The following is a 23,018-nucleotide window of genomic DNA, read 5'->3' on the forward strand; positions in this document are numbered from 1 at the left end:
TCAGCCGAGCTCGCCCGCCCACTCCGTCGGCAACGGTGACGCGGCAGGTGCGACGACGCGCACGATCTCCTCGAGGACCCGCCGCGTCTGCGCCTCGCCGACCCAGAGGTGCTTGCCTCCCTCCACCGCGATCAGATCGAGCTGGGGGACGCTCGCGAAGCGCTCGGCCGCCGCGGCAGGCCGCAGATAGTCGTCGAACTCGGGGACGAGAGCCACCAGCGGACGGCGGTCCACGCCCCACGCAGCCACCTCCTCGGCACTCGTGCGGTGCAGCGGAGGCGAGAGAAGGATCGCGCCGTCGACGGGGTGCTCCCTCCCCCATTTCAGAGCGAGCTCGGTGCCGAACGACCAGCCGACGAGCCACGGGTGCGGGAGTCGCCGCTCGGCGACGAGCGACATCGCGGCGGCGACATCGGCGCGCTCGTCGTTCCCGTCGCCGAAGGCACCCTCGCTCGTGCCGCGGGGCGAAGTCGTGCCGCGGGTGTTGAAGCGCAGCACCGCGACGTCGGCGAGGGCCGGGAGGCGTGCCGCTGCCTTGCGCAGGATGTGCGAGTCCATGAAGCCGCCGTGGGTCGGCAGCGGATGCAGCGTGACCAGCGTCGCCACGGGCTCGCGCTCGAGCGGCAGTGCGAGTTCGCCGACCAGAGTCAACCCGTCGGAGGTGCGCAGCTCGACGTTCTCGCGGCGGGCGGGAAGGACGACTCCTCCGCGGATCTCGTGGGTCATCGTGCTCCTCGGATTCTCCAGCAGTGCGTATGCCAGTGGCGACGGCCCGCCAGATCGGCGGCGTCGCCGAGCGCCCCGTCCGCGCGCCAGGTGACCAGGTGCTCTTGGCCGATGTCGATCGTGAGGCCGCACCCCGGGCAGAGATAGTTCTTGACGGCGCGGGCGGAGGAGACCGGCTGGACGTTCCACTCACGACCCGCGTGGCTCTCGGTGCGTCGCCGGCCTGCGAGCATCTGCGAGAGATCCAGCGGCTCGTCGTCGTCGCGACGGCTCCCGCGGGGTCGGTTGCTGCGCGGCATTCCTCCAGTCTAGGAGGCAGCTCCTCCCCGCCGGGTCAGTGCGAGCTGCCGTCCATCTCGAGCCGAGCCTCTTCGGCGTCGAGCATCAGCTGCGCCCGGCGGAGTGTGCGCGACGAGTAGACCCCGCGTGCGCGCGCCTCGAGCAGCGTCTCGCGCTCGGCGAGGATCACCGCGCGGCGCAGCCGCAGGTACTGGGCGTGAGGACCGAGTGGCGCGTCCTCGTTTCGCTCCACCTGCTCCCACGCCGCTTGCGAGCGGGTCAGCGTGTCACGGCGCACCCGCTCGAGAACACGCTCGCCTGCCTCGCCGTCGGGCAGCTCGGTCACCGCGTCCGGGAGAGCGCGGATGCCGCTGGACGCGACCTCGTCGAGTAGCGCAGCCAGTTCACGGCGATCGGCGTCGCCGTCCGACCCCTGGATCCCCGTGAGGCGGATGAGCGCGGGAAGGGTCGCCCCCTGGAGCAGGAGCGTGACCACGGCCACCGTGAAGGCGATCAGGATCAGCTGCGAACGGTAGGGCGTCTCCTCCGGGAGCGACTGCGCCGCCGCGAGGGTGACCACCCCCCGCATCCCGGACCAGGAGAGGATCACGCCTCCCCGCCAGCCGAACGCCTCGCTCGTCGTGGCAGCAAGATCGGTCTCGCGACGCTGGTACAGGCGCTCGGCGCGCGCCTGTCGCCGACGGAAGCGCTCATCGCCCGTGGCACTGTTGCGCAGCCGCATCAACCCGACCGCGAGCCGCCTGTTGGTCCGCACGGCGCGCCGGCCGGAATTGCGCAGCCACAGCAGCAACGGCCAGACGAACAGCGTGCGCAGGACGATCAGGATGACGACCGTGGCCAGCCCGAGCAGCACAGCCGTGCCCGCCCCGAACTCCCCCGGCTCGACCTCGCCGACGATCGCCTTGATCTCCGCGCCCATCAGCAGGAACACGCCGTTCTCGAGCAGGAACTGCACCGTGCGCCAGTTCACCCGCTCGCTGATGCGCGACTGCGGGCTGAGGAAGCGCGCGCTGTTGTGCCCGGTGTAGATGCCGGTCACGACCACGGCGAGGACGCCGGAGGCGCCCAGCTCCTCCGCCGGGATGTAGGCCAGGAACGGCACGGCGAACGAGACAGCGGTGTCGAGGACCGGATCGCGCAGCTTCGAGCGGACGAAGACGGTGAGGACGCCCGTCACCATGCCGAGCACGATCGCCATCACGACCGAGTAGACGAAGAGGACACCCACCTCCCCGACGTCGAGGGCGTCGGAGCTGACGGAGGAGCCGACCACGGCGGCCGCGGTCGTCGCCGCGCGCAGCAGTACCAGGGCCGACGCGTCGTTGACGAGGCTCTCGCCCTCGAGCACGGTCACCAGGCGGGGCGGCAGACCGAGCTTCTTGCCGATGGACGTCGCGGCGACCGCGTCGGTCGGGCTCACGACTGCTCCCAGCGCGATCGCAGCGGGCAGGCTCAGATCAGGGAAGACCAGGTAGAGGAACCCGCCGACCACGAGGGCGGTCACCACGACGAGCAGTACGGACAGCCCGAAGATCGAGCGCAGATTGCGCCGGAAGTCGGTCAGCGGGACCTGGATCGCGGCCGAGTACAGCAGAGGCGGCAGAACCCCCGCGAGGATCAGCTCGGGTTCGACCTCGATCCCAGGGACGCCCGGAAGGTAGGACGCGCCGATCCCGACGAGGACGAGGGTGAGCGGAGCCGCGATACCGAGACGGCTGGAGAAGCGCGCCACCGTGACGACGGTGATGATCCCGACGACCCCGAGCAACGCGTAATCCACGGCTCCAGGGTAGCGAGGCGCTCACGCCGTGCTGCCCCGCCTCCCGCGGATCAGTACCAGCCGACCGACTCGGAGTGCGCCCAGGCACCGCACGGGGATCCGTAGCGACCCGAGATGTAGCCGAGGCCCCAGGTGATCTGCGTGCTCGCGCTGGTCGCCCAGTCGCTGCCTGCGACGGCCATCTTGCTGCCCGGCAGGGACTGCGGGATCCCGTAGGCACCACTGGACTTGTTCTCGGCGTAGACGTTCCAGCCGGACTCGCGATTCCACAGCAGCACCAGGCAGTCGTACTCGCTATCGGCCCAGCCGCGCTGGACGATCATGTCGTAGGCGATCGCCTTGGCCGACCCGGGGTCGGGAGCAGCGGACCGCGGGACGGGGGCCGGCTCCGGGGTCGGCGTCTCGGGCTCCTCCGCTGGGTCCTGCGTCGCCTCGGGGGTGGGGGTCGGCGTCGGGGTAGGGGTGGGAGTCGGCGTGGGCTTGGCCTCGGCGGCGAAGGAGTCGCGCTGCACCGTCCGTGCGGCGGCATCGGCGACCACGAGGCGTTGCGCCGAATCGCCGTTGAATCGGGCGGGCGCCTGGTAGTACGGCGAGGCGACGGCACCGCTGGACGGGTCGACGACATTCACCATCACGAAGGCGAAGGAGGCGACGAACGCGAGCACCGTCACCGGAATCCGAGCCCACGATCGTCGCACCGGGGTCTGGCGCGGAACCGCCGGGCGCTCACCGGAGGTCCGGGAGGCGGGCGAGAGGGCGACGGAGGTCTGAGAATGCTGTGGCACGATAACGAGAGCATAACGGACGATCGCCTGATCGGCCAGCAGATCCGAGCCCGGTCAGCGGACCGCCAGCATCACGTCGACGACGGTGTCGAGCAGCAGGTCGACCTGCGGTTCCGAGTAACCGCCGCGCTGGGGGGCGAAGGAGACGGTACGGACATCGTCGACAGTCAGCACCGAGCCGTCGCGGAAGTACCCGGAGATGCGGTCGGCGAACGCGTCGACCTGGCGGATGTTGTACCCCGTCGTCACCATGCCCGCCCTGGTGAAGCGCTCGCGGGGCTCGCGCGCCAGCCGGTTCACGATCTCCTGCGCGGTCGCTCGGGCATCGGCGAGCCACGCCTCCTCGCCCTGGGCGGCGATGGCGAACTGGCGCTCCCGCAGGGCGAACGCGTCCTCGAGGCGCTCGAGCGCAGCATCGACGTGGGGAGCCGAGTATCCGCCCTTGCGGAGGGTGAAGGCGGTGTGCCGCAGGTCGACCGAGCGCAGAGAGGCGGATCCTCCCGAGAGCTCGGCGTAGGCCTCGCGGGCAGCGGCGAGGAACGAGTCCACCTCGCCCGTGTCGTAACCGGGACGCGACTCGCGAGCGCGGGGGAAGGGAGCGGTCATGCGGTCATTCTGCCAAGACCGGCCGCCGATCACGGCATCGGAGCGTTCCGCGCGTCCGCGCGATCGGTGGCGCGGCCTCTGGCGCAGAGGCTCGCGGGCGTCGGTCGAGGAAGGCCGCAGAGCGAAGGAGGGCCGGACGGAGGTGCTCATCGGGCGAAGACGAAGTACAGCACGTAGGCCGCGGCAGCCGAGGGCAGGATCGAGTCCAGCCGATCCAGCACCCCCCCGTGCCCGGGCAGCCACGAACTCATGTCCTTGATGCCGATGTCGCGCTTGATCAGCGACTCCGCCAGATCCCCGAGCGTGGCGGTGAGCAGCACGACGGCACCGAAGACCGCGCCCACCCACCAAACTTCGCCGAGCATCAGCACCGCCAGCAGGATGCCGACGAGCACTCCCGCGATCGCGGCACCGGCGAAGCCCTCCCACGTCTTCTTCGGACTGATCCGCGGAGCCATCGGGTGCTTGCCCCAGGTCAGTCCGCTCGCGTAGGCCCCGGTGTCGACGACGATCACCAGCACGAGGAACGCGAACGCCCAGAGCTGGCCGCCCGGCTCCGCGACGAGCCGGATCGCGAAGGCTCCGAGGAACGTCACGTACCCCTGCACGAAGGCACCCAGCCCGATGTCGAGCAGGAGATCCCGCGGGCTCGAGGACGTCCTCCGGAACAGCTGCTCGCCGAGGCGCCAGAGCCCGACGAAGACGGAGCCGCCGAGCACAGCCGCCCACGCTGCTCCGAGCCCGCCGTAATAAGCGGCGGGCACCGCCACGACCGCGACGATCCCGGTCGGTATCCTCGGTATGTCGCGGCCGGCGTGCCGGAGTGCGTTCGAGAGCTCCAGCGCCGCCAGCAGCACCACCGCTCCCGCCAGCACCATGAACAGCTCTTTGATGAGCAGCAGGCTGACGACCATCGCGCCTGCGCCGATCAGGCCGATCGCCGTCGCCGAGACGAGGTTGCGCCCGGACCGGGCCGTCAGGCGGTCGTTGGTCGCCTCGAGCTGGGCGCGGGTGGCTTCGAGCTGCCGCTCGACATCGGCCCGGCCCTGCTGCGCCCGCGCGCGCAGCGCATCGCGGGTCGCCATCCGCGAACCCCGGGCGCCCGGGACGTGCGGCGACGGTCTCTTCGCACCGCCGTCCGGTCCTTCGGGGATCTCGGCCACGGTCTACACCTCGAGGAGTTCGGATTCCTTGCGCTTGAGCGCCTCGTCGATCGCGTCCACATGCTGCTTGGTCACAGCTTCGAGCTCCTTCTCGCCACGAGCGAGCTCGTCGTCGCCGATGTCGCCCTTCAGCGCGTCCAGGTCGTCCTTGCCCTTGCGGCGGATGTTGCGGACGGCGATCTTCGCATCCTCCGCCTTCGTGCGCACGATCTTCACGAACTCCTTGCGGCGCTCGGCGGTGAGCTCCGGCAGTGTCACGCGGATCAGAGTGCCATCGTTCGTCGGATTGGCGCCGAGGTTCGGCATGTCCCGGATCGCCTGCTCGATGTCGCGAAGCGAGCCCTTGTCGTACGGGGTGATGAGAAGGGTCCGCGCCTCCTGGTTCTGCAGTGAGGCGAGCTGAGACAGGGGCGTCGGAGTGCCGTAGTAACTCACCAGCACCTTCTGGAACATGCCGGGATTCGCGCGCCCCGTGCGGACCGTGGAGAAGTCCTCCTTGGCGACCTCGACGGCCTTGCCCATCTTGGTCTTCGCATCGGCCAGTACATCCGAGATCACAGGGGGCTCCTTAAAAGAGGGAAGTGGTCAGTCTAGTTCGAGACGAGGGTGCCGAGCTCGGCGCCGCGGATGGCCTTGGCGACGTTGCCGGCCGGCTCCATCCCGAACACCTGCATGGGCATTCCGTTGTCCATGCAGAGGCTGAAGGCGGTCGAGTCGACGACCTTGAGGCCGCGCTGCAGAGCCTCCTGGTAGGTGAGCGTGTCGAGCTTCGTGGCGTCGGGATTCGTCCGCGGGTCTGCATCGTAGACGCCGTCGACTCCGTTCTTGGCCACCAGCACCACGTCGGCGTGCGTCTCGAGCGCGCGCTGGGCGGCGACGGTGTCGGTCGAGAAGAAGGGCAGCCCGGCACCGGCGCCGAAGATCACGACGCGGCCCTTCTCCATGTGCCGGATCGCTCGACGGGGGATGTACGGCTCGGCGACCTGCGTCATCGCGATCGCCGACTGCACCCGCGTCTCCGCGCCGGCCTGCTCAAGGAAGTCCTGGAGGGCGAGAGCGTTCATCACCGTGCCCAGCATGCCCATGTAGTCGGCGCGGCCGCGATCCATCCCGCGCTGCGAGAGCTCTGCGCCGCGGAAGAAGTTGCCGCCTCCCACCACCACCGAGATCTCCACCTCGGTCGCGGCGTCGGCGATCTCGCGCGCCAGAGCGCTGATCACGTCGGGATTGACGCCGAGAGTCCCGGCCCCGAATGCCTCCCCCGACAGCTTCAGAAGCACCCTGCGGCGCTTGCCTGTCGTCATCGCATCCGATTCCGTCATCGACGTTCCTCCCGTAGACCCGTACAAACCTATCCCGCGCGGAGCAGACCCCGCGACCATGACCGGGCCGCCCCGGGCAGAGCGAAGGGAGCCCGGGTCGACCTCGCGACCCGGACTCCCTCCTGTGTGCTGCTAGGCGCCGACCTTGAAGCGGGCGAAGCCCGACACGGTCAGGCCCGCGTCGCTCAGGACCGTGCTGATGGACAGCTTGTTGTCCTTCGCGTAGTCCTGATCGAGCAGGGCGACCTGCTTGAAGTACGCGTTGACGCGTCCCTCGATGATCTTCGGCAGGGCGGCCTCGGGCTTGCCCTCGCCGCGCGAGATCTCCTCGACGATGCGGCGCTCGTTGTCGACCTCGGCCTGCGGGACGTCGTCGCGCGCGAGGTAGGACGGGTTGGCGAACGAGATGTGCTGCGCGATGGAGCGCGCCGTCTCGGCGTCGTCCCCCGCGTAGCCCACGACCACGCCGACCTGCGGAGGCAGGTCCTTGTTGGTCTTGTGGAGGTAGATCGCGAAGTGCTCGCCCGAGACGGCGGCGACGCGACGCAGCTCGACCTTCTCGCCGAGGATCGCGGCCTCGTCGTTGATGAGGTCGGCGACGGTCTTGTCGCCTGCGGAGGCCGTGAGGGCCTCCTCGACGGAGGTCGAGCCGGCGGCGACGACCGCGGAGAGCACAGCGTCGGCGAGGGCGATGAACTTCGTGCCCTTGGCGACGAAGTCGGTCTCGCACGCGAGCTCGATCAGGGTGGCGACACCACCGTTCTCAGCGGCGGCGACGAGGCCCTCGCTCGTGGAGCGGTCGGCACGCTTCGCGTTACCCTTGGCGCCCTTGAGGCGGAGGATCTCGACCGCCTTGTCCAGGTCGCCGTCGGCCTCGACGAGCGCGTTCTTCGTGTCGACCATGCCGGTACCGAGCTGCTCGCGCAGCGTCTTGACGTCAGCGAGGCTGAAATTTGCCATGGTTCTGCGAACTCCTCTTGGTTCTGAAACTCTGCGGTTCCGACACCCGGCGCGGCGGGGCCTCCGGGAGGAAGCCCAGCGCGCCCAGGTGTCGGCGGTTCTTACTCGTGGTTGACGTGGCGCCCACCGTGACGGGGGCCGGACGACCGCAGGCGCGGCGCGTCCGACCCCCGTCATGGAACGGGGAATCAGGCGGTGGCGGTCTCGTCTGTCGAGGTCTCGACGACCTCGGCCTCGGGAGCCTCGACGGGAGTCTCATCGGCGGCCTCAGCGGTGGCGACGGCCTCATCGGCGGTCGCAGCCTCGGCGTCGGCGACCTTCTCGGTCTCAGCGCCGGCCTGCTCGTTCGACTCCTGGACATCGGCGGCGGGTGCGCCCGTGGCGAGCAGCTCCTGCTCCCACTCGGCCAGGGGCTCGACGGCCGAGACGTTGCCCTCGGCCTCGGGCTTCTGGTGGCGCTGGATGAGGCCCTCGGCCGCGGCGTCGGCGACGATGCGGGTGAGCAGGCTCACCGAGCGGATCGCGTCGTCGTTGCCCGGGATCGGGTACTGGACCTCGTCCGGGTCGCAGTTGGTGTCGAGGATACCGATGACCGGAATGCCCAGCTTCTTGGCCTCGTCGATCGCCAGGTGCTCCTTCTTGGTGTCGACGACCCACAGGGCCGACGGCGTCTTCGAAAGGTTGCGGATCCCGCCGAGCGACTTGTGCAGCTTGTCGAGCTCGCGCTTCTTGATGAGGAGCTCCTTCTTGGTGAAGCCGCTCTTCGACGTGTCGTCGAAGTCGAGCTCCTCCAGCTCCTTCATGCGGGCCAGGCGCTTCGAGACCGTCTGGAAGTTGGTCAGGAGGCCGCCGAGCCAGCGCTGGTTCACGTAGGGCTGGCCGACGCGGGTGGCCTGCTCCGAGATCGCGTTCTGTGCCTGCTTCTTGGTGCCGACGAAGAGGATGGTGCCGCCGTGGGCCACCGTCTCCTTGACGAAGTCGTAGGTCTTGTCGATGTAGGCCAGCGACTGCTGGAGGTCGATGATGTAACTGCCCGAGCGCTCGGTCAGGATGAAGCGCTTCATCTTCGGGTTCCAGCGACGGGTCTGGTGGCCGAAATGGACGCCGCTGTCGAGCAGTTGGCGCATGGTGACGACTGCCATGAGTCGTTCTCCTTGTCTCGGGGCGTGGGCGCACCGCGGCGCCGGACTCCCGTTCGGTTGTCTGCGACGGCCGGTCGGCTCGTCGCCCTGGCGCCCGGCGCACTCCCGCCCCGGCACTCTCTCCATGCTCTGCCGCGAGGCGCTGCACTGAGGAGGTACGTGGGGACCGTGGGGAGCGGAGGCCGAATGGGCGCGCGTAGTCACCCCGACGAGCGAGGTGCTCCGTGGAGTCTAGCACCAGGACGGCCGCCTCCCCCGCTGCTGCGGGAGGGCGGCCGTCGGGGCTCGGGAGGGCGGCGCTACTTGCGCGCCGACTTCATCACGGTGCGGATGTGGAGGGTGTCCATCTCTTCGAGCGAGCGGCCCTTCGTCTCGGGCACGAACATGAAGACGAAGACGAACGACATCGCGGCGAACGCCGCGTACAGGCCGTAGGCGAGGGTCAGCGAGACGTCCTGAGAGAGGATCGGGAAGGTCACGGTGATGACGAAGTTCGCGATCCACTGCGCCGAGGCGGCGAGGCCCAGCGCCGCGGCGCGGATCCGGTTCGGGAAGATCTCGCCGAGGAGGACCCACACCAGCGGGCCCCAGGTGGCGCCGAAGAAGACGACGAAGGCATTGGCCGAGACCAGAGCGATCGGACCCCACGCACCGGGCAGCGAGACGTCGTCGCCGCTGATGGTCGACTGGCTGAAGGCGATGGCCATCAGCGCGAGCGAGATCGCCATGCCCGCGGAGCCGACGAGCAGCAGCGGCTTCCGGCCGACCTTGTCGACCAGGAAGATCGCCACGAAGGTGACGACCACGTTCACGACCGAGGTGAAGACCGAGATCGCGAACGAGTTCGACTCGTCGAAGCCGACCGCGCTCCAGAGCGAGGTGGAGTAGTAGAAGATCACGTTGATGCCCACGAACTGCTGGAACACCGAGAGCAGGATGCCGACCCAGACCACCGGGAGCAGGCCGAGCGCCGGACCGCGGAGGCTGGAGCGCTTGGCGTTCTCGGCGTCCTCATCGATCTTCTTCTGGATGTCCGCCAGGGCCTCGTCGACCTCGTCGCGCGGAGTGACGGTCGCGAGGACCTTCCGGGCCTCTGCCGACCGGCCGCGGGTAGCGAGGTAACGCGGTGACTCCGGGAGCGTCAGCGCGAGCAGACCGTAGACCACGGCAGGCACGGCGCAGGCGATGAACATCCAGCGCCACGCCGCGACGCCGAACCAGAAAGGCTCGGAGGCACCGCTCGCGCCGTTCGCGATCAGGGTGTCCGAGAGCAGAGCCGCGAAGATGCCGAGTGTGATCGCGAGCTGCTGCAGAGAGGCGAGCGCGCCGCGGATCGCCTTGGGCGCGATCTCCGAGATGTAGGTCGGCGCGATCACCGAGGCGATGCCGATGCCCAGGCCGCCGACGACGCGCCAGAGCACGAGGTCCCAGACGGCGAAAGCGGACCCGGCACCGATCGAGGAGATGAAGAACAGACCCGCCCCGAGCAGCATCACCCGGATCCGGCCCCAGCGGTCGGCCAGACGCCCGGCGAGATAGGCACCGAGCGCGCAACCGAGCAGAGCGGAGGCGACGGCGAAGCCGATCAGAGCGGCCGAGAGGTCGAACTCGCCCTGCACCGCCTCGACGGCGCCGTTGACCACCGAGGAGTCGAAGCCGAAGAGGAAGCCCCCGACCGCCGCCGCGATGGCGAGGCCGATCACCTTCCTCTTGAGTGTCGCCGCCGAGGGGTTGGGGATCTCCGCTTTCCCGTTGGTGGTGTCAGATCGTCCGCTGGTCATGGTCGTCTCCGATTCTCGCCGCCGGCGGGTGCGCTGGTGCCGCTCCCGAGCCGGATCACCGGCACGTTACTCCTGCCTGCCGCGGTGCCGTGACGGGTTGCGCTCGGTCGGATTGGGTGGCCGCTCCTCCCCAGGCGGGGCATCCGCCGCTTCTCCCCCGATCACGGCGTCGGCCGCCCACTCTGCCCGCAGACCCGCGAGGGTGGCCTCATGATCCGCTCCCTCCTCGCCCGCCCGGGCGTGTTCCTCCTGCTCGCCCTGCTCGCTCCGGCGCCCTGGGTCGCACCCGTCCAGGGCTTCTCCGTCGTCGCTCCATGGGCGGCCCCGGCCCATCGCTACGCCGCGGGCCACCGCGGGATCGACCTCGCGGCGACCCCCGGGCAGCCGGTGGTCGCCGTCGCCGCCGGCACCGTGTCGTTCGCCGGGCGGGTGGTCGACCGATCGGTGGTGAGCATCCGCCATACGGACGGACTCGTGTCGACGCTCGAGCCCGTCGACGCGTCGGTGACGGAGGGTCAGATCGTCGCGGCGGGTGCGCCCATCGGAGTCGTGGGCGGGGGCGGGCACTGCGATGGTCGCTGCGTGCACCTCGGCGTGCGCGAGCGGGGCGAGTACGTGTCGCCGATGCGCTTCTTCGGCGGGATCCCCCGGGCCGTGCTGCTGCCGATGGAGGGGATCACCTCGGTGGATCGATCAGGCCCTCGGGTGCGCGAGCCGGTACGCGTCGCGGATCCGCTCGGTCGACACGTGCGTGTAGATCTGGGTGGTGCCGAGACTCGCGTGCCCGAGCAGCTCCTGCACCGCGCGCAGATCCGCTCCTCCATCGAGCAGGTGGGTGGCCGCCGTGTGGCGCAGTGTGTGCGGCCCCGAGGGTCCGGAGCCCTGCCCACCGTCGAGGAGGCGGGCGACGATGCTGTACACCGTCCTCGGAGTCAGTCTCGCACCGCGTCGGCCGAGCAGGAGGGCGCGGCAGCCGTCTCCGGTGGCGAGCAGAGGGCGGGCGGTCTCAAGATAGGCGACGAGCGCTTCCTTCGCAGGAACGCCGAACGGGACGACCCGCTGCTTCGCTCCCTTGCCGGTGACGAGGACGGTGAGGCGGCTCAGGTCGACGTCGCCCAGGTCGACGGCGACGAGCTCCGAGACGCGGATCCCGGAGGCGTAGAGCAGTTCGACGATCGCGAGGTCGCGTACCGCCACCGGATCGTCAGTCGCGCCACGCACGGCGACGCTCTCGAGCAGCTGCTCGGTCTGCGGTCGGGTGAGCACCCGCGGGAGCGTGCGTCCGGCCCTGGGCGTCTTGAGGCGGGCGGCGACGTCGATCGACAGGCGCTCCGTCCTTTGCGCCCACGAGGAGAAGGAGCGGACGGCGGCCGTGCGCCGCGCGAGCGTCGCCCGGGCGATACCCGACTCCGACTCGCGCCACAGCCAGTCGCGCAGCAACTCGAGGTCGAGCTCGGCCGTCCGGGTGCGGTCGCGGTCCTCGGCGTGGGCGACGAGGCGAGCGAGGTCCGAGCGGTAGCCCTTCGCGGTAGCGGGTGAGAGCGAGCGCTCGTCGAGCACGTAGCGCAGGAAGTGCTCGATGGAGGTCGCGAGAGTCTCCTCGGTCATGAGTCCTCCGGCATCCGCGACCAGAGGTCGATGCGGCCCTGCTCGTCAAGCGCTTCGAGGCTCTCGAGCAGGTCGGAACCGAACCGCGTCGCGATCGGTGCCCGGCGGGTCGGTACGAACGAGGTAGCGACCGTCTCGGGATGCACGTGGACCAGCGAGACGCTCTGGGCACCGTCGATCCCGGAAAGCTCGTGCTCGGGCGCCCCGAGATCCATGGTGTAGCTGATGGCGCCTGCGACGAAGACGGGGACTCCGGCGAACATGGCCGCCGTCGGATAGTGCAGGTGCCCGCCGAGGATCGCGCGGACGTCCGTGCCGCGAACCACCTCCTCGAACCGGTCCATCCCCCGCAGCTCGAGTACGGTCATCGCTCCCAGCGGAGTCGGCAGGGGCGGGTGGTGCAGGGCGAGGAGCGTTCCGAGCGGCGCGGGCGTCGCGAGCTCGTCGGCCAGCCATTTCAGCTGAGCGTCGGCGAGGGCCCCGTGGTGGAAGCCTGGAACCGCGCTGTCGAGTGCGATCAGCCGAAGGCCGCCGAGGTCGACGACCTGGTCGACCGGAGCGCTCTCCGCGCCGCTGACGTCGACGGCACGCCTCCCGCCGGGCGACGCCGCGTCCGCACCGCTCGGATCGAGCAGCACCCGGCGGAATGCACGGCGCTCGTCGTGGTTGCCCATCACCCACACGATCGGGCAGCCGAACCGCTCCCCCAGCGGATCGAGCTGAGCGCGCACCCGGAGATAGGCGTCCTCCTCGCCGCGGTCGGCGACGTCGCCGGTGACGACGATCGCGTCGAGCCGCCCACCGTGCTCGATGAGCCGCTCCACCGCCTGCGCGAGCCGCGCCGACGTGTCGACCGTCTCGTACAGCGGAGCGCCGTCGGCCAGGAGATGGGTGTCGCTGAGGTGGGCGACCACCCGTTCCGCCGCCCGGAAGTGCCCGAGCTGCGGGCGCCGCGTGCCGTCGACTTCTGCGCCGCCTGCTCCTGCCGTGCCGTCCATGCTGCTCCCCTCGCCGATGCCTCTTCAGCGTAGGGCTGACCGCCGACACCGGATGTCATGCGGAGTCCTGCGGCGACGCGGAAGCGCGCCGCCTTTGCCGAGGGGGCGCCGACCAGGTGCCCTCGGCGGAGCGGATGACGGAGCCCTCCGCGAGGAGTTCGCCGAGCGTCGCGAGCACCTCGCTGAGGGACAACCCGGCGGCTCGCGCGATGTCCGCCGTCTCGTGGCTCCCGCGCCCCCGCACGGCATCAGCGACCCGCACAGACGCGCCGGTGGAGGCCGTTGAGCCGATCGGAGGCGCTGCGGCGCCGGCGGACGCGCCGATCCCCAGCAGCTCGAGCACGTCCGACGCCGAGGTCACGCACGTCGCCGCGTACTCGCGGAGGAGGCGGTGGCAGCCGGCCGAGGAGGCGCTCGTCACCGGGCCGGGAATCGTGCCGAGGGGTCTGCCCAGAGCAGCGGCATGACCGGCCGTGTTCAGGGAGCCGGAGCGGGCGCCCGCCTCGACGACGACCGTCGCGGCGGTCGAGGCGGCGATGAGTCTGTTGCGCTGGAGGAACCGCCAGCGAGTGGGGGTCGTGCCCGGCGGCACCTCCGTGGCGACGGCGCAGCCCGGGGTGGCGATGATGCGCTGGAGCAGGTCGGAGTGGGCGGTCGGGTAAAGACGGTCAGCGCCCCCGGCGAGGAAGGCGACGGTGCGCCCCCCGGAGCCCAACGCGGCCCGATGGGCGACGGCGTCGATCCCGAAGGCTCCACCCGACACGATGACGACTCCGCGTTCGGCCGCGCCTGCTGAGAGATCGGCAGCGACGTGCTCGCCGTAGCCGGTCGCGGCGCGAGCACCGACCAACGCGAGGCGGTGCTGCGCGTCGAAGGCGGTGGCGTCACCGCGGAGCCAAAGCAGTAGCGGGGCGTGCGCTCCGAGGTCGTCCAGCGAGTCCGGCCAGCCCGGAGCTCCCGGGAGGAGCAGGCGGACATCGAGGCGCTGCGCGATCGAGAGGCGACGGGCGAGCAGAGCTCGGTCGAGACGCGGACGCCATCGGGCGAGTCCGGACGCCAGAGCGGCGATGTCGGCGTCGAGAGCACGGACCCGCGGCTCCGGGAATTCCGCACGCTCAGCGGAATCCGTCTGCGCCGAAGCCGCCGCGAGGATCTCGGCAGCGGTCGAGGACGAGACGACCAGGGCGAACGCCTCCGCCGCGCCGAGGCGCTCGATCAGCAGGGCGGCGACGGAGTCGCCGGGCTCGGTCAGCGAGCTCCACGCGGTGCGCGCGATCGCCTCGACCGACGCATGCTCGTCGGCCGGGGGAAGGAGTCGGCGGACGGCGGAGAGCTCGACCCGGTCGAAGAGCCGCGAGACGGCGATCACGCGGCACCTCCGCGGAGGACGAGGGCACGGGCGAGGTGCGCAGCGGTCGGGCGGTCCGCTCCGTCGAGATCCGCGAGCGTCCAGCCGAGTCTCAGCACCCGGTCGTAGCCGCGCATGGTGACGAGGCCGCGCTCGAGGGCCCGGTCGAGCGAGCGCGACTCGGTGACGGTCGGCCGGTGCGCGTCGGAGCGGAGCCAGGCGCCCGCGACCTCGCCGTTCAGGGTCCATGGCGTGTCCGCGAGCCGCAAGGCGGCTCTCCGCCGCGCGGCGACGACCCGGGCCCGGGCCTGCGCACTCGACAGGCCGGATGATTCTCGCCGGGAGGCGAGTTGCGCCGCCCCGACTCGGCGGACGGTCAGGCGGATGTCGACTCTGTCGAGCAGAGGTCCGCTGAGGCGCGCGAGGTAGCGCCGGCGGAGCGCGGGCGCGCACGTGCAGGTCTCGCCCGGGATGCCGAACCTGCCGCACGGGCACGGGTTCGCCGCCAGCACGAGCTGCACCCTCGCCGGGAACTCCGCGACCGCGTTCGCGCGATGGATGCGGATCACGCCGGATTCGAGAGGCTGACGCAGCGCATCGAGCGCGACCGCCGAGAACTCGGGGGCCTCGTCGAGGAAGAGCACCCCACGTGTCGCACGCGCGACGGCCCCTGGACGGATGCGTCCGCTGCCGCCGCCGACGATGGCGGCAGGCGATGCGGAATGGTGCGGACTCTCGAAGGGCGGCCGTCGCACCAGCGCTCCACCGGTGGAGGCGCCGACGAGCGATTGCATGCAGGTCGCCTCGAGCGCGGCCTCGTCGTCGAGATCCGGCAAGATGCCCGGCAGACGGGATGCGAGCATCGTCTTGCCCGCGCCGGGCGGGCCGAGGAGGAAGACGTGGTGGCCTCCCGCCGCCGCGATGACCATCGCCTCGGCGGCCTCCTCGTTCCCGACGACGTCGGAGAGGTCCACTCGCGGCTCCGCCTTGAGGCCGACGGCCGGAGGAGGCGTATGTTCCGGCAGCAGCGGAACCTCCCACTCCGCGCCGTGCCAGACCGCGGCTGCCGCGAGCGACGAGACGGCGATCACCTCGAGCCGATCCTCGAGCGGCACCATCACCCGCCGGCTGCCCTCGCGAGCGGCTGCCAGCACCGCGGGCAGCACGCCCGGAACCGAGCGCAGGCGGCCGTCGAGGCCGAGTTCGCCGATGTGCACGACGGAGGCCACGGACTCGGCGTTCACCTCGTGCAGAGCGGCGAGAGCGGCGAGGCCGATCGCGAGGTCGAAGGCGGAGCCGTGCTTGGGCATAGCGGCGGGCGAGAGGTTCACCGTGATCTTGTACTCGGCGATCAGGCTGCCCGAGTTGATCGCCGCCGACCGCACGCGCTCTTTCGCCTGCGACAGAGCGGCATCCGGGAGGCCGATGATGACCATGCCCGGAGTCCCGTCGGCCGAGTGCGCCTCGACTCCGACGACGGCGCCGGCGAAGCCGACGAGGCCCACCGCGGTGGTTCTGCCCAGGCCCATCACGCCACCGCCCTGAGGTGGCGGACCTGCGTGGGGACTCCCCCGGGTGCGATGATCCCGACCGCGTCGATCCGCAAGTGCCGTGAGCGCTCGCCGTGCTCGTGCGCCCAGGCGTACGCGAGCCGCCGGAGCCGCTGCGCCTTGGCCCGCGTGATCGCCTCGACCGGGAGCCCGAAACGCGTCGACGAGCGGGTCTTGACCTCGACCACCACCAGTGAGGCTCCCTCGCGGGCGACGATGTCGAGTTCGCCATCGCGCACCCGCCAGTTGCGGTCGAGGATCTCGAATCCATGTGCTCTCAGATGCGCCGCCGCGATCTCCTCGCCGCGCCGCCCCAGTTCGTCCTTGTCCATGCGTCCTCCTGCCGGAACCCTCCCGCAGGAGACGACCCCCGCGAGGCCCGCGAGCGCGATCGGTGGACGATTCCGTGGATCAGCAGCTGGGGAGGAGCCTCCGGCGACACCGCCGGGAGGCGAGCGGACCTGGGGCTACGGCAGCGCGTCCCGGAGCACGAAAGAGATGGGGCCCGAGGAGATCAGGAAGGCGACGGCGGTGGCCGCCGTCCGAGCGCCGCGACACAGCCGCGGAGCCGCCCGATCGCCGAGCGACGCCCGAGCGCCACGACTGTCAGGACGACGACCAGCTCGGCGGTCGCGGGGGGGTGACCCGTGTCGCGAGGCCGAGGAGGGAGAAATCGGAGGCGTCCTGCCGTCCGCCACACACCGCGACCGACATCTGCTCAGAGGGCGCCGCGATGAAGAGGGCGCCGCCGACGAGCATCAGAAGGACGCCGAGCACCACCGACCTCCCGGTGTCCCGACCCGTGCTCGACGCGATTCGTCAGCCGCGAACGGCTCGTCGACATCGCGCTCGAAAACGTGGCCCTCACCGGGCTGCACGGAGGCCGCCCACGACCGAGACGGCAGGCACGAGCTGCCCCTCCGCAACGACCCTGGTCGCGCCTACTCGTCGAGCGCCAGCTCCTTGGGCAGTTCGAACTCCTTGCGCGAGAGCTCCTCGACGTTGACGTCCTTGAAGGTCAGCACGCGCACCGACTTCACGAAGCGGTCCGAGCGGTAGACGTCCCAGACCCACACGTCGCGCATGGTCAACTCGAAGTAGAAGTCGTGCTCGGTGTCACGGCGGACCAGCTCGACCTCGTTGGCGAGGTAGAAGCGCCGCTCGGTCTCGACGACGTACGAGAACTGCGAGACGACGTCGCGGTACTCCCGGTACAGTGCCAGCTCGACCTCACGGTCGTAGTCCTCGAATTCGTCCTCATCCATCGTTGGACAATCCTACGCCGGTGGACGAGCGCAGCACGCCGGCACCCGAGGTCTCACGCCTCCACGGTCTCGCGCGACCTCGACAGCCAGCTGACCCGGTGCAGCGGCGAGGGCCCGACTCGGCGGATGCCCGCCCAGTGCGCCGCGCTGCCGTAGCCCTTGTTGCTGTTCCACGCGTAGTCGACGAATTCGTCGTGATGGCGCACCATCTGCCCGTCCCGGCCGACCTTCGCCAGCACGGAGGCGGCCGACACCGAGGCGCAGTCGCGGTCGGCCTTCACCCGGGTGACGACGGTCAGCTCGGCCGCCCGCGCTCCGAGTGCCGGTGTCAACCAGTCGTGGGCGCCATCGAGCAGGACCACCGACGCGGCGAGGTCGACGCCCTCGTCGACGAGTCGCTCGATCCCGCGGGAGGCGGCACGGCCGAGGCCGGCGATGATCCCGGCCTCGTCGATCTCGTCGGCGGAGGATTCGCCGATCGCCCAGCCGGACACCCAGGAGGCGACACCGGGCACCAGAGCCTCGCGGCGAGCGGGCGAGAGCATCTTCGAATCGCGCAGCCCCTCCGGGAAGCGCCCGCAGCGGCTCCCGATCGAGACGACGCCGACCGAGACCGGGCCGGCGATCGCACCGCGGCCGACCTCGTCACAGCCGATGATCGTGTCGTAGCCCTGACGGAACAGGCGACGCTCCTGGGTCAGCGTCGGCTCGGCGACGACCACCTAGCCCTGCCCCGTCTGTGCGCCGCCCGTGTCCTCCTCGGCGGCCTCGGTCTCGACCCCGCGGAACACCGATGGGTAGTCGTCGAGCCAGGCCCACTGCTGCACCGGCCAGGTGACGAGCACCGCGCGACCGACGACATTGTCGATCGGGACGAAGCCGCCGCCGGGCTTGTCCGTGTTGTAGCGGGAGTCGGCGGAGTTGTAGCGGTTGTCGCCCATCACCCAGAGCGACCCCTCGGGCACCACGACGTCGAACGGAGTCGCCGAGACCGCCTGCACTCCGTCAGGGAGCTTCACGTAGGGCTCGTCGATCGGGTTGCCGTTGATCTCGACCTGGCCGAGCGGGGAGCAGCACGTGACATGGTCACCGGGGAGGCCGATGACGCGCTTGATCAGGTGGTCGTTGCTGTCGGGAGCGGTCAGGCCCACGAGCGCCAGCGCCGAGTCGACCGCGGCTTGGAAGGGCGGGACCTCCGGCTCGGTGCTTGGCGAGAGCCAGCCGCCCGGATCGCGGAAGACGACGACGTCGCCACGCGAGAGGGGAACGACTCCGGGTACGAGCTCGTTGACGAGGATGCGGTCGTTCTCGACCAGGGTCTGCTCCATCGACGAGGACGGGATGTAGAACGAGCGGATGAGGAAGGTCTTCACGAGGAAGGAGACCAGCACCGCCACGACGAAGATGATCAGCACGTCGCGGAGGAAGAGCAGGACGCCTCGTCGTCGGCGCGGCCGGCGACCGCCGGAGGGTTCCGTCGAGTGGCGGGCGTGATCGTCGTCTCCCGGGAGGCGGACCGGGGCCGTGCTGTCTGTCATCGCTCGCCGTCGCCCCTACTGTGCATCACCGGATGGACTCCCCGGTCGGGCCCCTCGCGGAAAAGGCGGAACCCCGATCCATCATAGGTGGACCGGGGTTCCCGGGAAGCCGTGCGGACGCCGCTCAGGCGTCGCGCTTCTCCTTGATCTTGGCCTTCTTACCGCGCAGGTTGCGGAGGTAGTAGAGCTTCGCGCGACGCACGTCGCCGCGGGTGACGAGCTCGATGTGGTCGATGACCGGCGAGTGCACAGGGAACGTGCGCTCGACGCCGACCTGGAAGCTCACCTTGCGGACGGTGAAGGTCTCGCGGACGCCCTCGCCGGAGCGGCCGATGACGACGCCCTGGAAGACCTGGATGCGGGAGCGGTTTCCCTCGACGATGTTCACGTGGACCTTGACGGTGTCGCCGGCGCGGAACTCCGGGACATCGCTGCGGAGGGACGCCGCATCGACGGAATCGAGGATGTGCATGCTGTATCGCTCTCCGTGCCCGCCACAGGTCGAACACCGTTTCGTTGATGGGAGTCGGTCGCGTGCCCACGTCGTCGCGGCTCCCCTGTGGCAGAGCCTGCGCGAGGCACAAGCGCTCATTCTGCCATGCCGCGTCGACGCGCGTCAAAGCGACCACGGCTTCACGAGGGAGCCCCCGATACTCGAGGGAACCCGATGTCCGCGGCTCCCCGACGGTTCAGGGTTCCCTCGGTCCCGGTCGAGGCTCGGAGGGACGCTTCAGAGGACGAGCGTCTGGCCGTCCTGCGGACGCTCGGGATCGAAGCCCTCGCCGGAGACGGGATGGGGCCGGGGCGGCGTGGTGGACGTCTCGGCGAAGGCGAGCAGGGTGGCCCTGGCATCGCCGAGGAAGCGCCACGTCGAGTGCCAGAAGGCGGCGACTCCGAGCACGACAGACAGCAGCCCGATCACCCAGGCCCCCGGCGGGAAGAAGCCGAGCGCGATCAACGACAGATGCCAGGCGCCCACGACGGCCACATCCGCCCACGCCGGGGTGCGCGTCGGCCGCACAGTGACCCGGAATGCCACGATGCTCGCCACGACGGCCAGCGCGACCGCCAGAATGGGGAGGGCGATCACGAGACCGAGGACGGTCTATCCGCTCGATCCCCCGAAGAGTCCGTATCCCAGGAGGATCCAGAGGGGCAGCACGATCGCTGCCGGATACTGCCAGGAACCGAATGCCCGTCGCGTGCGCATGCACACGACCGTACCCACCACCGCTGAGCAACGGCTCAGCGGACCCCGAGAGGATCAGGATGATCGAGCTACGCACGCCCGCCGAGATCGAAGAGATGCGCCCGGCCGGACGCTTCGTGGGCGAGGTGCTGAAGGCGACGAGCGCTGCGGCCGCGGTCGGCGTGAACCTCCTCGAGCTCGACCGCCTCGCGCACGACATGATCCGCTCGGCCGGAGCCGAGTCGTGCTACATCGACTACCACCCCTCCTTCGGCGCCAGCCCGTTCGGCAAGGTGCTGTGCACCTCCGTCAACGACGCGGTGCTCCACGGCCTGCCCTTCGACTACCGTCTGCGGGACGGCGACCTGCTGACCCTCGACTTCGCCGCCTCCGTCAACGGCTGGGTCGCGGACTCGGCGATCAGCGTGGTGGTGGGCACCCCCCGCCCCGGGGACCTCGCCCTGATCGACACCACGACGCGCGCCCTTGAGGCGGGCATCGCCGCTGCGCAGCCCGGCAAGCGGATCGGCGACATCTCGGCGGCCATCGCCGCGGTCGCCCGCGCCGACGGACTGAGCATCAACACCGACTTCGGCGGACACGGCGTCGGTCGGACGATGCACGGCGACCCGCACATCGCCAACGACGGGCGTGCGGGGCGGGGCTATCCCCTCCGCCCGGGTCTGGTGATCGCGATCGAGCCGTGGTTCCTGCAGACGACGGATGAGATCTACACCGACAAGGACGGCTGGACCCTCCGCAGCCGTGACGGATCGCGCGGGGCGCACATGGAACACACCATCGCGATCACCGGGACGGGGAACATCGTCCTCTCGGCACGCGACTGAGCCGTCGGAGGCGGGCGTGAGCGAGGACAGGACGACCGGCACTCGCGGCCGGGGGTGGACCCCGCTGGGAGTGGTGTACCTCGTGCTCGCCATCGCCGGGCTGCTGGGGACGTGGAGCTGGAACGCGCGCGCGGTGCTCGAGGGCGCGGAGTTCGTCGGGGGCCTGGCTGCCGGCGGTCCGTGGGTGTCGTCGATCACGACCGATCTGCTCATCGTGGCGATCAGCGCCGTGGGCTTCATGGTGGTCGAGGGGCGGCGCGTCGGGATGCGTCGCGTCTGGATCCTGGTTCTGCTCGCTCCGCTGGTCGCCCTGGCGTTTGCGTTCCCGCTCTTCCTCGCACTGCGCGAGAGGCACCTCGCGCTGACCGACCGCTGACCGCCTCCGAGAGACGCCCCGCGACGACGGGCGCGCCGACGGGAGGCGCCGCCTGTATCGGGCGGGAGGCACCTCTTCCGCGGCGCGGGGACCGTCAGGGCAGCAGCTCGGGACGGACGCGGCGAGTGCGCTCGACGCTCTGCTCGTGGCGCCAGGCCGCGATAGCTCCGTGGTTGCCGCTGAGAAGGACCGGAGGGACCTCGTGTCCGCGCCAGGAAGCGGGCTTGGTGTAGCTGGGGTACTCGAGCAGTCCGTCGGAATGGCTCTCCTCGACGAGGCTCGCCGGATTCCCGACGACGCCGGGGACGAGACGTCCGACGGCCTCGATCATCGCCATCACGGCGACCTCTCCCCCGTTGAGTACGTAGTCGCCGAGGCTGATCATCCGCACCCTCGCGCGCTCTGCGGTGTGGTCGACGACACGCTGGTCGATGCCCTCGTACCGACCGCAGCCGAAGACGAGCGACGACTCCTCGGCGAGCTCCCGGGCCGTGGCCTGGGTGAACACCTCGCCCGCAGGTGACGGGAAGACGACGAGCGGATCCGCGGCGGGCTGGAGGATCGCGTCGAGCGCCTCGCCCCACGGCTCCGGCCGCATCACCATGCCCGCGCCACCCCCGTAGGGGGTGTCGTCGACCGTGCGGTGACGGTCGTGGGTGAAGTCGCGCAGATCGTGCACGCCGAGCTCGATCAGCCCGCTCTGGCGCGCGCGGCCGAGCAGGCTGATGTCAAGCACGCCGAAGAACTCCGGGAAGATCGTGACGATGTCGATCCTCACGACCGGGGGTCCTCCTCGGGGCCGCCAGCGCCGTCGGAGGCGGGGTCCTGCCGCTCCTCCGCGTCGACGGGCGGAGCGTCGGGCTCAGGGGCGTCGACGGCGGGAGCGCTCAGCGCCGGGTCGGTCAGATCGACTCCGCTGAGGTCGACCTCTGCGGGCTCCTCCTCGGGAGCCTCCTCGAAGAGGCCCATCGGAGGCGTGACGGTGACGATCCCCGCGACGGGGTCGACCGACGGGACGATCGCCGTGACGAAGGGCACCATCACCTCGCCCGCGGGAGTGGCGACGATGAGCAGGTCCTGCGCCGGGAAATGGTCGACGCGGCGGACGGTGCCGACCTCGACACCCTCGCGAACGACCTTCATGCCGACGAGCTGGTAGTCGTACCAGGAGTCGTCTTCGCCCGACTGCGTCTGCACCTCCTCGTCGATCCAGAGGATCGCCTTGAGAAGGGTCTCGGCGGTGTCACGGTCGGTGACCCCCGCGAAGAACGCGACCGGGTGGCTGTTGTACCAGCGCAGCTCGGCGAGCTCGAGCTTCTTGCCGTGCCACTCGGAGGTGCGGGGCACCTGCAGGGTGAACGTGGATCCGGGGGTGAAGCGCTTGTCGGGCTCGTCGGTGTACAGCTCGAGCTTGATCGCGCCCTTGAGCCCGTGGGCCTTGGTGAGTCGGGCGACGCGGAGCTGCGTCGTACCCGGTCCGGTGACCGACACCTCTACTTGTCGGTGTCGACGACGTCGACCCGCACGCGACGCCCGTCTGCGAGGGCCGCGACCAGGGTGCGGACGGCCTTGGCGGTGCGGCCGGAGCGTCCGATCACGCGGCCGAGGTCCTCGGGGTGCACACGCACCTCGAGGACCTCTCCGCGCGGAGAGCTCGTGGCCACGACACTGACCTCGTCGGGGTTCTCGACGATCCCCTTCACGAGGTGTTCGACGGCGGGAGCGAGCACGAA

The 23,018-nt window shown here is 70.5% G+C and carries 26 protein-coding genes and 1 pseudogene; 3 read left to right on the forward strand and 24 right to left on the reverse strand.

All coding sequences use genetic code 11. The features are described from left to right. The 11 genes from GSU10_RS08200 to GSU10_RS08250 all read right to left on the reverse strand — a co-directional run bounded on the left by GSU10_RS08200 (position 1) and on the right by GSU10_RS08250 (position 10,565). Positions 1-726: an alpha/beta hydrolase gene (locus GSU10_RS08200; RefSeq protein WP_068213296.1), complete on the reverse strand. Its 726-nt coding sequence runs from the start codon at positions 724-726 to the stop codon at positions 1-3. Then, on the reverse strand, positions 723-1,025 hold the full coding sequence (locus tag GSU10_RS08205) for a hypothetical protein (RefSeq protein WP_068213299.1): 303 nt from the start codon (positions 1,023-1,025) through the stop codon (positions 723-725). The genes GSU10_RS08200 and GSU10_RS08205 overlap by 4 nt, the downstream gene beginning before the upstream one ends. Before the next feature lie 35 nt (positions 1,026-1,060). Next, positions 1,061-2,806, reverse strand: coding sequence for a cation:proton antiporter (locus GSU10_RS08210; protein ID WP_068213302.1), 1,746 nt, complete (start codon positions 2,804-2,806; stop codon positions 1,061-1,063). A 50-nt stretch (positions 2,807-2,856) separates the two neighbouring features. Beyond that, complete coding sequence (locus GSU10_RS15505) at positions 2,857-3,591, reverse strand: aggregation-promoting factor C-terminal-like domain-containing protein (protein WP_241972884.1); 735 nt, start codon at positions 3,589-3,591, stop codon at positions 2,857-2,859. Positions 3,592-3,645: 54 nt separating this feature from the next. Next, complete coding sequence (locus GSU10_RS08220) at positions 3,646-4,197, reverse strand: DivIVA domain-containing protein (RefSeq protein ID WP_068213764.1); 552 nt, start codon at positions 4,195-4,197, stop codon at positions 3,646-3,648. A gap of 146 nt (positions 4,198-4,343) precedes the next feature. Next, entirely contained in the window at positions 4,344-5,360 is a 1,017-nt protein-coding gene (locus GSU10_RS08225) for a phosphatidate cytidylyltransferase (protein ID WP_241972883.1), read from the reverse strand. A gap of 3 nt (positions 5,361-5,363) precedes the next feature. Continuing rightward, positions 5,364-5,918: a ribosome recycling factor gene (gene frr, locus GSU10_RS08230; RefSeq protein WP_068210718.1), complete on the reverse strand. Its 555-nt coding sequence runs from the start codon at positions 5,916-5,918 to the stop codon at positions 5,364-5,366. A gap of 32 nt (positions 5,919-5,950) precedes the next feature. Further along, positions 5,951-6,664 carry a UMP kinase gene (pyrH, locus tag GSU10_RS08235; protein WP_132504431.1) on the reverse strand — a complete coding sequence of 238 codons (714 nt, stop codon included), beginning with the start codon at positions 6,662-6,664 and terminating at the stop codon, positions 5,951-5,953. Between the two features lie 150 nt (positions 6,665-6,814). Beyond that, entirely contained in the window at positions 6,815-7,642 is an 828-nt protein-coding gene (tsf, locus tag GSU10_RS08240) for a translation elongation factor Ts (RefSeq protein ID WP_068210715.1), read from the reverse strand. A gap of 188 nt (positions 7,643-7,830) precedes the next feature. Then, entirely contained in the window at positions 7,831-8,784 is a 954-nt protein-coding gene (gene rpsB / locus GSU10_RS08245; protein WP_132504241.1) for a 30S ribosomal protein S2, read from the reverse strand. Between the two features lie 299 nt (positions 8,785-9,083). Next, entirely contained in the window at positions 9,084-10,565 is a 1,482-nt protein-coding gene (locus tag GSU10_RS08250) for a sugar porter family MFS transporter (protein WP_082845108.1), read from the reverse strand. A 210-nt stretch (positions 10,566-10,775) separates the two neighbouring features. Between GSU10_RS08250 and GSU10_RS15725 the strand changes: the two are divergent. Beyond that, positions 10,776-11,129 (forward strand): annotated as a pseudogene (locus tag GSU10_RS15725) (murein hydrolase activator EnvC family protein); the annotation flags it as partial. 129 nt (positions 11,130-11,258) lie between these two features. Here GSU10_RS15725 and GSU10_RS08260 read toward each other — a convergent pair. From GSU10_RS08260 to GSU10_RS08305, 10 genes are all read right to left on the reverse strand, one after another. Further along, positions 11,259-12,173: a tyrosine recombinase XerC gene (locus GSU10_RS08260; RefSeq protein ID WP_068210710.1), complete on the reverse strand. Its 915-nt coding sequence runs from the start codon at positions 12,171-12,173 to the stop codon at positions 11,259-11,261. After that, positions 12,170-13,171, reverse strand: coding sequence for a phosphodiesterase (locus tag GSU10_RS08265; RefSeq protein ID WP_082845107.1), 1,002 nt, complete (start codon positions 13,169-13,171; stop codon positions 12,170-12,172). The genes GSU10_RS08260 and GSU10_RS08265 overlap by 4 nt, the downstream gene beginning before the upstream one ends. A 55-nt stretch (positions 13,172-13,226) precedes the next feature. After that, positions 13,227-14,540 (reverse strand): DNA-processing protein DprA, encoded by a 1,314-nt coding sequence (gene dprA, locus GSU10_RS08270; protein WP_236713600.1) that lies wholly within the window; start codon positions 14,538-14,540, stop codon positions 13,227-13,229. Continuing rightward, positions 14,537-16,048: a YifB family Mg chelatase-like AAA ATPase gene (locus tag GSU10_RS08275; RefSeq protein ID WP_132504239.1), complete on the reverse strand. Its 1,512-nt coding sequence runs from the start codon at positions 16,046-16,048 to the stop codon at positions 14,537-14,539. Before GSU10_RS08275 ends, dprA begins: the two co-directional genes overlap by 4 nt. Beyond that, positions 16,048-16,401: a YraN family protein gene (locus GSU10_RS08280; RefSeq protein ID WP_068210707.1), complete on the reverse strand. Its 354-nt coding sequence runs from the start codon at positions 16,399-16,401 to the stop codon at positions 16,048-16,050. The genes GSU10_RS08275 and GSU10_RS08280 overlap by 1 nt, the downstream gene beginning before the upstream one ends. A gap of 609 nt (positions 16,402-17,010) precedes the next feature. Beyond that, positions 17,011-17,334 (reverse strand): DUF2469 family protein, encoded by a 324-nt coding sequence (locus GSU10_RS08285; protein WP_056044100.1) that lies wholly within the window; start codon positions 17,332-17,334, stop codon positions 17,011-17,013. A 53-nt stretch (positions 17,335-17,387) separates the two neighbouring features. Next, the gene (locus tag GSU10_RS08290) at positions 17,388-18,056 is read right to left on the reverse strand and encodes a ribonuclease HII (RefSeq protein WP_068210704.1); all 669 of its coding nucleotides are present in this window, start codon (positions 18,054-18,056) and stop codon (positions 17,388-17,390) included. Continuing rightward, positions 18,057-18,872 carry a signal peptidase I gene (gene lepB, locus GSU10_RS08295; RefSeq protein ID WP_068210702.1) on the reverse strand — a complete coding sequence of 272 codons (816 nt, stop codon included), beginning with the start codon at positions 18,870-18,872 and terminating at the stop codon, positions 18,057-18,059. It abuts the gene before it with no gap. 124 nt (positions 18,873-18,996) lie between these two features. Continuing rightward, positions 18,997-19,344 carry a 50S ribosomal protein L19 gene (gene rplS / locus GSU10_RS08300; protein WP_068210700.1) on the reverse strand — a complete coding sequence of 116 codons (348 nt, stop codon included), beginning with the start codon at positions 19,342-19,344 and terminating at the stop codon, positions 18,997-18,999. A 258-nt stretch (positions 19,345-19,602) separates the two neighbouring features. Then, a complete protein-coding gene (locus GSU10_RS08305) occupies positions 19,603-19,962 on the reverse strand; it encodes a hypothetical protein (protein ID WP_068210690.1) in 360 nt (119 codons plus the stop codon). A gap of 179 nt (positions 19,963-20,141) precedes the next feature. Here GSU10_RS08305 and map point away from each other — a divergent pair, with 179 nt between their 5' ends. Both map and GSU10_RS08315 read left to right on the forward strand, forming a co-directional pair. Continuing rightward, the gene (gene map, locus GSU10_RS08310; RefSeq protein ID WP_068210688.1) at positions 20,142-20,909 is read left to right on the forward strand and encodes a type I methionyl aminopeptidase; all 768 of its coding nucleotides are present in this window, start codon (positions 20,142-20,144) and stop codon (positions 20,907-20,909) included. 16 nt (positions 20,910-20,925) lie between these two features. Then, positions 20,926-21,285: a DUF2834 domain-containing protein gene (locus tag GSU10_RS08315; RefSeq protein WP_068210685.1), complete on the forward strand. Its 360-nt coding sequence runs from the start codon at positions 20,926-20,928 to the stop codon at positions 21,283-21,285. A gap of 94 nt (positions 21,286-21,379) precedes the next feature. Here GSU10_RS08315 and trmD read toward each other — a convergent pair whose 3' ends face one another. Genes trmD through GSU10_RS08330 form a run of 3 tightly spaced genes read right to left on the reverse strand, consistent with a single transcriptional unit; the run spans position 21,380 to position 23,015 of the window. Beyond that, positions 21,380-22,063: a tRNA (guanosine(37)-N1)-methyltransferase TrmD gene (trmD, locus tag GSU10_RS08320; RefSeq protein ID WP_068210681.1), complete on the reverse strand. Its 684-nt coding sequence runs from the start codon at positions 22,061-22,063 to the stop codon at positions 21,380-21,382. Beyond that, positions 22,060-22,776, reverse strand: a complete 717-nt coding sequence (rimM, locus tag GSU10_RS08325) for a ribosome maturation factor RimM (RefSeq protein ID WP_082845106.1) — start codon at positions 22,774-22,776, stop codon at positions 22,060-22,062. Before rimM ends, trmD begins: the two co-directional genes overlap by 4 nt. A gap of 2 nt (positions 22,777-22,778) precedes the next feature. After that, positions 22,779-23,015 carry an RNA-binding protein gene (locus tag GSU10_RS08330; protein ID WP_068210678.1) on the reverse strand — a complete coding sequence of 79 codons (237 nt, stop codon included), beginning with the start codon at positions 23,013-23,015 and terminating at the stop codon, positions 22,779-22,781. Between the last annotated feature and the right edge of the window lie 3 nt (positions 23,016-23,018).

Origin of the sequence: Rathayibacter tanaceti (genome assembly GCF_009834165.1) — a bacterium.
In the GTDB taxonomy this organism is placed as follows: domain Bacteria; phylum Actinomycetota; class Actinomycetes; order Actinomycetales; family Microbacteriaceae; genus Rathayibacter; species Rathayibacter tanaceti.

Bases quoted from the DNA above. Each gene is read 5' to 3' on its own strand.
- GSU10_RS08200 (WP_068213296.1), bottom strand. From the start codon at position 726: ATGACCCACGAGATCCGCGGAGGAGTCGTCCTTCCCGCCCGCCGCGAG.
- GSU10_RS08275 (WP_132504239.1), bottom strand. From the start codon at position 16,048: ATGGGCCTGGGCAGAACCACCGCGGTGGGCCTCGTCGGCTTCGCCGGC.
- GSU10_RS08220 (WP_068213764.1), bottom strand. From the start codon at position 4,197: ATGACCGCTCCCTTCCCCCGCGCTCGCGAGTCGCGTCCCGGTTACGAC.
- GSU10_RS08265 (WP_082845107.1), bottom strand. From the start codon at position 13,171: ATGGACGGCACGGCAGGAGCAGGCGGCGCAGAAGTCGACGGCACGCGG.
- pyrH (WP_132504431.1), bottom strand. From the start codon at position 6,664: ATGACGACAGGCAAGCGCCGCAGGGTGCTTCTGAAGCTGTCGGGGGAG.
- GSU10_RS08250 (WP_082845108.1), bottom strand. From the start codon at position 10,565: ATGACCAGCGGACGATCTGACACCACCAACGGGAAAGCGGAGATCCCC.
- map (WP_068210688.1), top strand. From the start codon at position 20,142: ATGATCGAGCTACGCACGCCCGCCGAGATCGAAGAGATGCGCCCGGCC.
- GSU10_RS08285 (WP_056044100.1), bottom strand. From the start codon at position 17,334: ATGGATGAGGACGAATTCGAGGACTACGACCGTGAGGTCGAGCTGGCA.
- lepB (WP_068210702.1), bottom strand. From the start codon at position 18,872: ATGACAGACAGCACGGCCCCGGTCCGCCTCCCGGGAGACGACGATCAC.
- tsf (WP_068210715.1), bottom strand. From the start codon at position 7,642: ATGGCAAATTTCAGCCTCGCTGACGTCAAGACGCTGCGCGAGCAGCTC.
- GSU10_RS08260 (WP_068210710.1), bottom strand. From the start codon at position 12,173: ATGACCGAGGAGACTCTCGCGACCTCCATCGAGCACTTCCTGCGCTAC.
- rplS (WP_068210700.1), bottom strand. From the start codon at position 19,344: ATGCACATCCTCGATTCCGTCGATGCGGCGTCCCTCCGCAGCGATGTC.
- GSU10_RS08205 (WP_068213299.1), bottom strand. From the start codon at position 1,025: ATGCCGCGCAGCAACCGACCCCGCGGGAGCCGTCGCGACGACGACGAG.
- rpsB (WP_132504241.1), bottom strand. From the start codon at position 8,784: ATGGCAGTCGTCACCATGCGCCAACTGCTCGACAGCGGCGTCCATTTC.
- GSU10_RS08280 (WP_068210707.1), bottom strand. From the start codon at position 16,401: ATGGACAAGGACGAACTGGGGCGGCGCGGCGAGGAGATCGCGGCGGCG.